9 protein-coding genes and 1 pseudogene are annotated in these 12,024 nt (G+C 34.6%); 4 read left to right on the top strand and 6 right to left on the bottom strand.

Annotated features, from left to right (window positions below):
* Positions 1-31 precede the first annotated feature (31 nt).
* Complete coding sequence (locus BSU00_RS06550; protein WP_105003662.1) at positions 32-694, bottom strand: DUF2490 domain-containing protein; 663 nt, start codon at positions 692-694, stop codon at positions 32-34.
* On the bottom strand, positions 694-1,260 hold the full coding sequence (locus BSU00_RS06545) for a hypothetical protein (protein ID WP_105003661.1): 567 nt from the start codon (positions 1,258-1,260) through the stop codon (positions 694-696). The genes BSU00_RS06550 and BSU00_RS06545 overlap by 1 nt, the downstream gene beginning before the upstream one ends.
* A gap of 143 nt (positions 1,261-1,403) precedes the next feature.
* Between BSU00_RS06545 and BSU00_RS06540 the strand changes: the two genes are divergently transcribed.
* Positions 1,404-2,471 carry a DUF4407 domain-containing protein gene (locus BSU00_RS06540; protein WP_105003660.1) on the top strand — a complete coding sequence of 356 codons (1,068 nt, stop codon included), beginning with the start codon at positions 1,404-1,406 and terminating at the stop codon, positions 2,469-2,471.
* A 117-nt stretch (positions 2,472-2,588) separates the two neighbouring features.
* Here the strand turns inward: BSU00_RS06540 and BSU00_RS06535 are convergent, their stop codons facing one another.
* From BSU00_RS06535 to BSU00_RS06520, 4 genes and pseudogenes are all read right to left on the bottom strand, one after another.
* Entirely contained in the window at positions 2,589-3,455 is an 867-nt protein-coding gene (locus BSU00_RS06535) for an acyl-CoA thioesterase II (RefSeq protein WP_105003659.1), read from the bottom strand.
* A 7-nt stretch (positions 3,456-3,462) separates the two neighbouring features.
* Positions 3,463-4,665 (bottom strand): GNAT family N-acetyltransferase, encoded by a 1,203-nt coding sequence (locus BSU00_RS06530; RefSeq protein WP_105003658.1) that lies wholly within the window; start codon positions 4,663-4,665, stop codon positions 3,463-3,465.
* A 129-nt stretch (positions 4,666-4,794) separates the two neighbouring features.
* Positions 4,795-7,606, bottom strand: a pseudogene (leuS, locus tag BSU00_RS06525) (leucine--tRNA ligase).
* 151 nt (positions 7,607-7,757) lie between these two features.
* Positions 7,758-8,750, bottom strand: coding sequence for a DUF6624 domain-containing protein (locus BSU00_RS06520; protein WP_105003657.1), 993 nt, complete (start codon positions 8,748-8,750; stop codon positions 7,758-7,760).
* Between the two features lie 513 nt (positions 8,751-9,263).
* On the opposite strand from BSU00_RS06520, the gene BSU00_RS06515 reads away from it, so the two are divergent.
* Genes BSU00_RS06515 through BSU00_RS06505 form a run of 3 tightly spaced genes read left to right on the top strand, consistent with a single transcriptional unit; the run spans position 9,264 to position 12,007 of the window.
* Positions 9,264-10,031, top strand: coding sequence for a sensor histidine kinase (locus BSU00_RS06515; protein WP_158254401.1), 768 nt, complete (start codon positions 9,264-9,266; stop codon positions 10,029-10,031).
* Entirely contained in the window at positions 10,021-10,722 is a 702-nt protein-coding gene (locus BSU00_RS06510) for a LytTR family DNA-binding domain-containing protein (RefSeq protein WP_105003655.1), read from the top strand. Before BSU00_RS06515 ends, BSU00_RS06510 begins: the two co-directional genes overlap by 11 nt.
* Before the next feature lie 19 nt (positions 10,723-10,741).
* Entirely contained in the window at positions 10,742-12,007 is a 1,266-nt protein-coding gene (locus BSU00_RS06505) for a nuclear transport factor 2 family protein (protein WP_105003654.1), read from the top strand.
* Positions 12,008-12,024: the final 17 nt, after the last annotated feature.

Genomic DNA, 12,024 nt, shown 5'->3' with positions numbered 1-12,024 from the left:
TTAGGTAGTCTTTTTATTGGGATATTATGGTTTATTGTATGGTGAAATACCAAGTAGTGCGAAACCATATGTTTTGGGATGTGTTTTCTTTACCTACTTTGGCAAGCCGGTAGTCTAGTCCGAATTCTATTTTATTATTTTTATTCCATAAATAGCCCATACTGGGCACGATTCGTATTTCAAAATCTCTTGCATTAAATTGGTATAAATATTCGTTAGCACCTTTAAAATACCATTCTTTAACGTCTATTTTGTCACCATTTAAAGCTTTTTCAAAAGTTAATCGATAGCGTCCTCGATATTGCGGATTTTTATTTTTTTGAAAGAATTGTTCCACAGCAAATCGATGGGCTAGTTTGTAATTTGCGTATATAGAAGTACAGTTAAATTGTTGGGTGCTGCGATGAATTACATCTTCTCCTTTAAATCGAATAATATAACCAATATTTAAACGACTGTTTGCACCGATTTGCACCGAAAAATAATTGGAGATATCCAACAATTGATGGGAAGCCATAAGAGGTTCCGTAGTTATCTCCTCTCTTGTCTCTATACCAGCAACCCATTTATAAGTAGGCGCAATTTTTTTTGAAATATTAAATTTTGGCAACCACCCACCGGCCCATTCGTTTTGCCCTACACCAACGGCAAAATAAAAACTAAATAAGAGGTATAAATATGTTCTCTTTGTCATTAGAATTCTAGGTTATCTAGAGGGAAATAAGAAAACTTCAAGTCTTTTAAAATTGTACCGTTTTTGTCTATAAGAAGCTCGTAATATTCCCATTCTTTTTTGTGTTTCCCCTTACATATCACTTCATAGGTAGGAATTTTTTTATGGCTTGATTTTTTTTCAAATGCAATATTTTTTAAAGTTTCGGCATCTCCAGTATATTGCATTTGTACTTTTTCGATGCGAAATTTTTCAAATCTTTGACGGAGCGTATTTTTTATAGTGTTTTGAATTGGTTTTGGTAGTTTTTTGAAATCCACTTGAATTTCGAGATCTATAATAGTTCCTGCTTTGGTAAATTCAATACTGTTTTTACGATGGTTATGAATAACTTTTGCTTCGAAGCTTATTCCGTCCTGACTTTTTTCTTGGTACCATTTAACTTTTGAGGCAAGATCTAAATCTTTAAAGAATAGAACTGCCTTTTGAGGTACTTGATTTTCTTTGATTCGATTTTCCTTTTCAAACTTAGTTTGTGCTTGTATACCACAACAAAGAAGTAGAAAGGAGATCCAAATATTTTTCATTACAAACAGTTTAATCAAAAATACTAAACATTTTTTTAGCTTTTTTGTGCTATTTGCGATAATTATCTCAGAAATTTTTAAGATCGTTAGCCATTAGTAGTACTAATCGTGTAACAATTTTATTGGTAATTCGTTATACATATATGCTGAAAAACTTCTTTCTATTATGTTCGGGTGCTGATATCCCTGTTTTACAACAATGTTCTGCAGGAGAACAAAATAAATTTGTTGGTATAGGAGCTACCATTTTTTTTACCGCAGTAATGGCTTTCCTTACGGCAAGTTATGCCCTTTTTACGGTTTTTGATACGGTCTATATTGCGATATGTTTTGGCTTACTTTGGGGTTTGTTAGTATTTAATTTAGATCGCTTTATTGTTGCTACTATGCATAAAAGAGATTCGTTTTGGCAAGCTTTTTGGCAAGCAACACCAAGGTTATTTATGGCAATTATCATTGCTGTTGTAATTGCAAAGCCCCTAGAGTTAAAAATTTTTGAAAAAGAAATAAATCAAGTTTTACTCGAAAAGAAAAATACTTTATTTCTTGCCAATAAAGAACAGATTGCACTGCAATTTACACCGCAAATAAATGCCAAACAAAAGGAAATTACCGAATTGAAAAATGAAATTTTACAAAAAGAAAACGAGGTGAATTCTCTTTATGCAACTTATATTGCTGAGGCAGAGGGAAAGGCAGGAACCAAATTATTAGGCAAAGGACCTGTATACAAAGAAAAAAGGGAGAAACACGATGCTGCGCTTCTCGCACTGGAACAATTACAAAGCCGTAATGAACAAAAAATACTAGAAAAAGAGAGCGCCATAAAAAAATTACAAGAGCAACAAGAGCAGCAAGAAATACAAACTGCCCCAATTGTATCGAATTTCGATGGTTTGATGGCTAGGATAGAGGCTTTAGGTACATTGCCGTATCTTCCATCGTTGTTTATTTTTCTATTATTTCTCATGGTGGAGACTGCACCAATAGTTACCAAGCTTATCGCTTCAAAAAGTGAATATGACTTTAAGGTAGCAGCTAATTTATACCAAGTACAAATGCAAACAGAAATGAACATGCATCGCACGCAAAATATTGCTACAGCTACAAAAACAACAGATACCAAACTTTATGACTTTCTTGTAAAGGATAAAGCCTTTTTGGAGCAGAAACAGAAAGCAGTTCGAAAAAGTATGGAAAGTTATATATAACCATTGGTAGTGATTAAATTTATTTATTACCCAAATAAGTGCCTAACAATAGTATTTTAGGCTCTCATTTGTAGGCGATTCTTTTCATTGTTTTCCTTGAATCACTTTATGGATGTTTTACTTTTGTAACGGTCTCAGTAGTCCTTCTTGGGCAACAGAGGCAATGAGTTTTCCATCTCTTGTAAAAATATTTCCTCGTGAAAAACCTCTAGCGCCAAAAGAGTTTGGGCTTTCGATAGAAAACAACATCCAATCTGTAAAGTCAAAATCTCTGTAAAACCACATCGAATGGTCTAAACTTGCCATTTGTGTATTCGAAAAGTTAGCCTTACTGGCGTTTGGATGCAAACATGCGGTTAGAATATTATAGTCTGAGATATACGTTAAGATTTGCTGTTTAATGGCAAGCGATAAATTTTCTCCATTTCCTTTTAGTTTAAACCAAACATCTATTATTGGTGGTAAATCTTTGTTTTCAAAAGGGTTTACAGCTTGTACTGGTTTAAATGCAATTGGGCGATCGATACTTAAAAAAGCTTTTAGTTTTTTGGGAATAAATTCTCCAAATTGTGTTAACATATCGGTCCAGCTTAATAGTTCTTCAGGTTGTTTAATGTCTTTTTTTATGGGTATTTGATGCTCGTGACCTTTTTCAATTTTATGAAAGGAACACGCTAGAATAAATATGGTTTTTTCATTTTGATAAGCGGTTACTCTTCGCGTAGAAAAACTACCGCCATCTCTTATGATTTGCACGTTGTAGGTAATAGGAATATCTAAATTACCTGCTTCTAAAAAGTAGGAGTGCAGCGAGTGGAGTACGCGCTCTTTAGCAACAGTTCTATAGGCTGCATTTAACGATTGGGCCAATACTTGTCCTCCAAAAACATTAGGACTCCCGATATCGTTGCTTTTACCTAAAAAATTATTACTTCCAGTATCTTCTAAAATTAAGATGTCTAATAAATCTTTCGTGTTTTTCATAGTGTTCTTACTTTTTCAGTGCATTCGTTTTAAAAGGTGATTTTTGGCTAAAATCAGTTGGTTTTATGTTCTTTACCAACAAACTTACTATTTTATTCGGAATGCTCTTTCGATGTCGCAGATAAATTGTCATTTTCTCCGGGATAGCACCTACAGAGCTTTTTATTTCACTTGCAGTTCTCCCAAAATTAATACTTTTTACTTTTTTCGAAATACCAATGGAAACATAGTCGTACAACATGCGTTGGTAGATAGAATATTCTTTGTTTAGTGAATAATTAATACCCACAAAATGGGCATCTAAAGTTTTTCCATTAACTAAACCAGAAGCAAAACCAACAAGTTTCCCTTCCAAGAAATACCCGTTTAAAAAATATCTATCGCCTAAATTCTCTTTAAGTGATACATAGGTTTCTAGATTGAAATTTACCAAGTTGAAAGTAGCATTTTTAGATATGTTTTGATACATCGTGGTCATTTCGGGTAAAAACTGTTCGATCTTTTCCATAGAAAAATCGATTACTGAAAGAGCGGAACTTTTCTGTAGCGCTCGTTTGGCTTTTACTCTAAATTTCGTTTTCATAGCATCGAGGTACTGGTCAAAGTTTTGCCAACTATCTGGTAATTGAAGTACCATATTTGGTTCGGCTTGAAAAGAAGTATATCCCATATTCAAAAGGGAATTCGATGCTTTGATAGACTCTTTAACAAAGTCTTTAACTACGAAAGCATCTATGGTCTTGTGCAACTTTTTTTTCTCTAAAGAATAGTGAACTAGTCCATCAGCTACTTGTTTTAGTAGCGTTTTCTTGTCGTACTCTGGATGCAGGTAAATTCCGTGTTCGCCAGAAACAAAAGAATTCCCGCAGGTAGCTATTGTAACTGCTTTTTTACTGTTTAGTACATTCCACTTCTGCCCAATATATTCTAGCCAAGAACGCACAGAGTGTATGCTGTTTGTAAGATGTTTTGTTTGGAAATCAAATACCTGAATACTGCAAAGACCAATAGGTTTATGCAAACTATCAAAAAGTACCAGGTACGCAAAATGGATTTTTGTATTGTGTTTTTCTATCGCCTTTAAGTATAACGGATTAAAATATAGATTCGCAGTGCATTGTAGATCCTCAAAAATAGACGGAGAAATGTCTTCTACACTATCGAAAAATCGAACAGTAAAGGTATTTTTATTTCTAGATAGTAAGTTCACAAGCGTTTACATTTGGAAATTCAATAGCAAAAATATAGCGACTCTTTTAATATTGAACATTATACAATAAAAGAGTCGTCAAAAAGTATGATTTCTGACGACTCTTGTACTATTTTTTACAATAGTTTTTTATCCTACGATATTGATAATTTTTCCAGGAACTATAATTACTTTCTTTGGAGTTCTTCCTTGTAACTGTTGTACTGTCTTTTCATGCGACATTACAGTTTTTTCGATTTCATCTTTACTCAAATCTAACGAAAGTTTAAGCTTGAATCGCATTTTTCCATTAAAGGAAACAGGATACTCTTTCTCAGACTCTACTAAGTATTTTTCCTCAAAGACCGGAAATTTTTCCGTAGCAATAGAATTTCCATGTCCTAGTTGACTCCACAGTTCCTCCGCTATATGGGGTGCATACGGTGATATCAATATTAATAAGGGTTCTAAAATAGCCTTGCTGGTACATCGCTGCGCTGTTAATTCGTTTACTGCAATCATAAAGGTAGAAACCGAGGTATTAAACGAGAAATTCTCGATATCTTCTTCTACTTTTTTGATGGTTTTATGTAAGGTTTTTAAACTATCTTTACTTGGTGCATCTTCCGATGCTTTACTACCATCCTCACCAACATATAACTTCCAAAGTTTCTTTAAAAATGAATAAACTCCTGAAATACCTGAGGTTTTCCAAGGTTTGAATTGTTCTAATGGACCTAAAAACATTTCGAATAATCGCAAACTATCCGCACCATATGTCTCACAAATATCATCCGGATTAACCACATTAAACCATCTTTTCGACATTTTTTCTACCTCTCTTCCCACAATGTATTTACCATCTTCTAGTACAAAGGTAGCATTAGAAAATTGTGGTTGCCATTGTTTAAGGGCTGCGATATCTAGTTCATCGGAAGCATTTATCAATTTTACATCTACACGAAGTTCTTCGGTTTCATATGCCTCTCGTAAACCTGCAGAAACATATTTGTTGGTTCCGGCTATGCGATATACTATTGCTGAAGTTCCAAGAATCATTCCTTGATTGATTAGTTTTTTGGCAAACTCCTCAACGGGAAGCAATCCTCTATCGAATAAAAATTTTTGCCAAAACGTGCATATAGTAAATGTCCTGTTGCATGTTCTGAGCCACCAATATATAAATCTACTTCTTTCCAATATCCAACTGCTTCTTTGCTCACAAATTCTCCATTGTTTGTGGCATCCATATAACGATTGAAATACCAAGAACTTCCTGCCCATCCTGGCATGGTGTTGAGTTCTAGAGGGAAAACAGTATTATTGTTTATACCTTCGTTTGCGACTACAGTATTAGTAGCGGTATCCCATGCCCACATATCGGCATTTCCTAAAGGAGGTTTGCCGTCTTCTGTCGGTAAATATTTTTCTACTTCCGGTAAAACAATTGGTAAATGTTCGGAAGCAATCATTTGGGGCATTCCGTTTTTATAATACACCGGAAATGGTTCTCCCCAATAGCGTTGGCGACTAAATACTGCATCTCGTAAACGATAATTTATTTTACCGTAACCAAAACCGCGTTGTTCCATTTCATAAATAACGGTTTTCATCGCTTTTTTATAAGACAAACCATTTAAAAAGTCCGAATTGGCCAGAACGGTCTTTTCTTTATCGGCAAATGCTGTTTCTGAAATATCCACGCCCTCAAATATATTCGGGATGCCAATATCAAAATGTTTTGCAAAATCATAATCCCTTTGGTCTCCGCAAGGAACTGCCATTACCGCACCTGTTCCGTAACTTGCTAATACATAATCACCAATCCAAATAGGAACTTTTGCCCCAGAAAAAGGATGGATAGCAAAGGCTCCTGTATTTACTCCAGAGATAGTTTTCACATCCGCCATTCTATCTCTTTCTGATCTCTTGGCAGTGGCAGTAACATAGGCATCTACTGCGTCTTTTTGTGCTTCTGAAGTTATTTTTGCAACCAATTCATGTTCGGGTGCTAGTGTCATAAAACTAACGCCATAAATAGTATCAGGTCGGGTCGTAAATACGTCAATAGTTGCATCGTGTCCGTCTACCTTAAAACTTACCATAGCACCTTGGGAGCGACCAATCCAATTGGTTTGGCTATCTTTTAAAGGTTGTGGCCAGTCTATGTTTTGTAAACCATCAAGTAAACGCTGCGCATAGGCGGTGATTCGCATCGACCATTGCCTCATTTTTTTCGTACTACCGGGTGTCCACCTCGTTCCGATACCCCATTAACAATCTCATCGTTTGCTAATACTGTTCCTAGTTCAGGACACCAATTCACTTCCGTATCTGACAGGTAGGTTAAACGGTATTGCAAAAGAATTCCTTGTTGTTTTTCCTCCGAAAAGTTTTTCCATTCCTCTGCAGAGAAACTAGTACAATCTTCGTCACATACGGCATGTACAGCCTCATTTCCACGACTTTCAAATATGGCCACTAAGGAAGAAATATCTTCCGCGCTATCTTTGTCTTTGTTATACCAAGAATTAAATAACTGGATAAATATCCATTGGGTCCATTTGTAGTACTCCGGATTTGAAGTTCTAACTTCTCGAGACCAGTCAAAGGAAAACCCTATTTTATCTAGTTGTTTACGGTAAGTTTTGATGTTTGTTTCTGTAGTTACTGCGGGATGCTGCCCTGTTTGGATAGCATATTGTTCCGCAGGTAAACCAAAGCTGTCATATCCTTGTGGGTGCAATACATTAAAACCTTTATGACGCTTGTACCTAGCATATATGTCACTCGCTATATATCCTAACGGATGACCAACGTGTAATCCTGCACCCGAAGGATAAGGAAACATATCTAGTACGTAATATTTTGGTTTTTCAGAGGTGTTCTCTGTTTTAAAAGTTTCGTTTTTAGCCCAAAACTCTTGCCATTTTTTCTCTATGTCTTGATGATTGTATTGCATCTTTACTATCTTGTTTACGGATGCAAATTTACGGTTATTTCAGGATTATAAAAGTTTTAACCCAAGCAATTACGTCTCTTTTGAAAACCTTCTTTTTAAAGGAACCTTTTTTGTTGAAATCTTAACTTTTAGGTGTTTGATTAAAATTTCTTTATGATTTTTGCCTCCGTAATTCTCTCTCTCTGGCCTCTATTTGTGGTAGCTCTTTTAGGTAGGTTTTTGCCTCCCATATCAGATTCCATCTGTTCAGGTTTTCCTGCATGGAATTAAGCCCCATTTCGAGTCTTCGTTTGTCGACATTTAGTGGGTCTTCTAAAGGTAAAACATATGGTTTGTTACTTTTACTACTCCTTGCTAATTGCGTGCCGTAAATTTGTCGTTGCCCTCTTCTCAAAAGAAGCCTATCATAAAACATGGCATATTGTCTTTTAGGGAGATCATTATTCGCTACAGCCTCTTTTATAAAAACTAAATATTTTTCTTGTACTTCAAGATTGGCATGCTGTAAAACTAGAAATATGGCAGAAGTTCCTCTTTTTCCTATTGTTTTTTTACTTGGCCACCCTCTTTCCTCTAAAATAGCACGCACCTTTGTAAGATTTATAGAGTCTTTTTGAAGGATCGTTTGCCAAAACTGGTCCATTTCTTTAGAATTTCTTCCGAATTTTTTTTCCATAGACCGAATTTTACTTCTCGTACTTTGATCATCGTAATAAATGGTATCTAAAATGCTTACCAGCGCTTTGTCAAAATGTTTTTCTGTATTTTTTTTATTTTCTAAAACTAATAACTTTAAGTCTTCCCAGCGTGAATCTCCGTGCAAACTATGCAAGTCTGTATCGTTAATGAGATGGGTATAGTCATCCCAATGCGAGTCGGAAGAGATATTGAATAATTGGTAAAAGGCTTTGTCTGAATTTCCCGATAAGGCATAGATACAAGATAGGTTATAACGGTCTGCTATCGGGATAGGTTTTTCTAGTTTAAATGCCGCCTCATACAACTTTATTGCCTTGGTATATTCTTTTTTCAAACAAAATCCCCATCCATTTCTTATTAAATCGGTATAGTTTTGTTGTTGTGCATAATTAGCATCTGTTATGAGTAAAAGTTTAATTGTTAAAAGAAATACGATAATCTTCATTGCGAATACATTTGTTTTTGTAGGGGGAAAAATATAAAGATTCTACCCACAAAATTTTACAAGAGACAAAATCGCGGCAAAAGCAAACAGAGAGAAATACAACATTGAAAAACCGTTTTGTTTGTAGATACCGTCTTTTTGATGGCTTTTAAACAGTTTCTATCTATTTTAAAACTAATTTTAGTAGTAATTATGTAGTTTTAACCAAAATATATTTAATTGCAAGTTATCCTATGCCATCATTTTTACGCACAAAAGAGCTAAGACATGTTTTATTTTGGATAATTATGCTTATTTATTTCATGAGTGTTCCGTGGCCTTATGAAAAAATAAAATACTTTTATTTGAAAGTGTTTTTTTGAAGCTGGTCTTGCAAATTATTTTGGCGTACACCATTTTAAAAGTTTTCATACCACGTTTTCTTAATACTGGTAAGAGAGGCTTTTTTTCTCGAGTTCTATGGGGTTAATTTATGTTTTATATATCGTGTATTCAACCTATAAATACTTCGTGATGATTCCTTCTTATCCTGAAGAATTTTCCTACAGGCCGCCTTTTATTTTAAGAGATAGGTTTACTAATTTTTCTGCTTATATCGGAAGTATACCAGGCTACTTATTTCCAACGGTTATTTTAGTGATTTTTGACTACTATAAAAAACAGCAAGAAACTGCTGTTTTGCTAGAGCAAAAAAAGACTACAGAATTAAACGCCTTGAAAAACCAGTTAAATCCGCATTTTCTATTCAATACACTGAATAACCTCTACGCACTTTCTCTAAAAAAATCCGATAAAACTTCAGAGGTAATAGCAAAGCTTTCCGAAATATTAGATTATATCTTATACCAGTGTAAAGATACCTTTGTGCCTCTCAAAAATGAAGTAATTTTGTTGCATAATTACATAGATCTTGAGGAGGTTCGTTATGGAGATAGAGTGAAAGTTAGATTTACCAAAAAAATTTCGGAAGACGCTAAAATAGCTCCGTTACTATTACTTACTTTTTTAGAAAATGCCTACAAGCACGGTGTTGTAGAAGAATTACATATCGCAAAAATAGATATTTTCGTCACAGGAAATTCGAAAGAAATCGAATTTAAAATAGAAAATTCAAAGCCCACTTTTACTAAAAATGACAACCGCACCGAACGAGAGCCCATAGGGCTCAATAATACTATTAATCAACTAAATTTGTTATATCCTGGAGCTTATCAGTTGGATGTTACGAATACCAAAGAATTGTATAGGGTTCACTTAAAAGTTAAAACAAATGGTGTATAAATGTCTAATCGTTGACGATGAAAGTTTGGCAAGAGAGCTGCTAGAAACACATTTGTCACAACTTGAAAATTTTAAGGTAATAGCCTCTTGCTCCTCTGCTATAGAGGCCCACAAAATATTACAAACAGAAAACGTAGATTTATTATTTTTAGATATTGAGATGCCTGTTTTAAAAGGAACTGACTTTTTCAAAACATTGAAGCAAAAACCGAGAGTAATATTTACAACTGCCTACCGAGAATATGCCATTGAAGGCTTTGAATTAAATGCGGTAGATTATCTTTTAAAACCAATTACTTTTGTTCGTTTTTTTCAGGCTATTGAAAAATTTGTCGATTCTCAGAAATCGCCTCCTAAGTTCAATGAAAATATACCGACACAAGAATCGTATATCTTCGTTCAAAGCAACAAGAAGAATATTAAAATAAACTTCGACGATGTCACTTACATCGAAAGTATTAAAGACTACATTAGAATACACTTACCGAGCTCTTCCATTATGGTAAAACACGGTATTACTGCTTTTGAAGAAAAGTTAGATGAGCGCTTTTTGAGAGTGCACCGATCCTATATTGTAAATACTACCAAAGTTTCTGCTTATACAAGACAAGATGTTGAAATTGGATCTATTGAAATTCCTTTCGGCGATTTTTACAAAGCAAACGCTCTAAAGGTTTTAAAAGAATTATAAAAATATAAATAAAACACCTATGAAAATTGTAACACTACTACTATGTTTATTTTTAAGTAACACAACCTCATTTGCTAACAAAAATACCATTTCGTACTACCGACATTTACGATTTAACCACGTTTCGCCACATATCGATTTAGCAGGAATCTATCCTATAGACAAAGAAACAGCAAAACATACCTCGCATTATCGGTTTACCTACGATAGTGCCAATCGAATTGTAGAGATTATAAATAACCATTACCATACTGAGAGAAGACATCCATTGGCCTCTTTAGGTGTATATAAAGTTGTGATAACCTATACTGATGCCAAAGAGACTAGAGTATTTTACGATAAAAATGGAAAACGTATAAGTAATGATAGAGAAGTTTTTAAAGAAGTATACACCTTTCAAAAAAACGGTTTTAAAACGGGGCTTACGTTTTTCGATATGGCCAATAAACCAATGGAGTCTAATTGGGGCATATCAGAATACCGTTGGACGAAGGATAAAAAAATGATCGTCGAAAAACGGTTTAATCGCAAAGGAGTTGCGGTTTCCTTGTCTCCTTATTTCCAATTTGAAACCACCGGTATTCTTTTGGATAAAAATGGGGCTCCAATGGCACATTATAATCTTGACCAGAATTTAAATGTTGTTCCCAATGCGAAAGGGATTGCAGCATATAAAGATACTTACGATGAAAATCAAAATCATATTGTATACAGTTATCACGATGCAAAGGATAATCTAGTTACCAATCCTTGGGGATTTGCTTATGGTAAAAAAAAGTACGACAGTATAGGGAACTACATTGGTTTAGAACAATTTGATATTCATAAAACTAGAATTCGCGTAAGAGAAATAGCTACCAATACTAATATTACTCTAGCTACTAAAGCCTCCAAAAAAGATTCTTTAGAAATTAAAAGAATAGCTTTAGGATATTTGAAAGCATTGCAGAACCTCCAACCAAAACTCATGGAGGAGGTGATGAATGATAGTCTTAAAAAGGTTACCATAGGATGGAGTAGAACACTTAAAAAGGAGGTTGCTGTACCGACGACGAAAGCTCAAATGCTTGCATTTGCAACTTCTTGGAACAAGGCAAATACCAAGTTCCCGCCGCAGCCTAACGACCAAGTACGGATTCTTGATATCTACAACAGAGTAGCCAATGTTAAATTAATTTCCGACAACTGGGTGGAATATTTACACTTGATAAAATTAGATGGAAAATGGAGTATTGTAAATCTACTTTGGCAACATAAAGACTTAAATAGGTATCCGAAAGAATAAAGGATATGTACAGTTTT

The sequence above is a fragment of the Tenacibaculum sp. SG-28 genome, assembly GCF_002954385.1.
Taxonomy (GTDB): Bacteria; Bacteroidota; Bacteroidia; order Flavobacteriales; family Flavobacteriaceae; genus Polaribacter.
Note: the sequence above shows the minus strand (reverse complement) of the source record. Positions and strands in the feature narration are given on the sequence as shown.

Excerpts from the sequence above, each read along its gene's own strand:
- BSU00_RS06550 (WP_105003662.1), bottom strand. The coding sequence starts at position 694 with ATGACAAAGAGAACATATTTATACCTCTTATTTAGTTTTTATTTTGCC.
- BSU00_RS06545 (WP_105003661.1), bottom strand. The coding sequence starts at position 1,260 with ATGAAAAATATTTGGATCTCCTTTCTACTTCTTTGTTGTGGTATACAA.
- BSU00_RS06540 (WP_105003660.1), top strand. The coding sequence starts at position 1,404 with ATGCTGAAAAACTTCTTTCTATTATGTTCGGGTGCTGATATCCCTGTT.
- BSU00_RS06535 (WP_105003659.1), bottom strand. The coding sequence starts at position 3,455 with ATGAAAAACACGAAAGATTTATTAGACATCTTAATTTTAGAAGATACT.
- BSU00_RS06520 (WP_105003657.1), bottom strand. The coding sequence starts at position 8,750 with ATGAAGATTATCGTATTTCTTTTAACAATTAAACTTTTACTCATAACA.
- BSU00_RS06515 (WP_158254401.1), top strand. The coding sequence starts at position 9,264 with ATGATTCCTTCTTATCCTGAAGAATTTTCCTACAGGCCGCCTTTTATT.
- BSU00_RS06510 (WP_105003655.1), top strand. The coding sequence starts at position 10,021 with ATGGTGTATAAATGTCTAATCGTTGACGATGAAAGTTTGGCAAGAGAG.
- BSU00_RS06505 (WP_105003654.1), top strand. The coding sequence starts at position 10,742 with ATGAAAATTGTAACACTACTACTATGTTTATTTTTAAGTAACACAACC.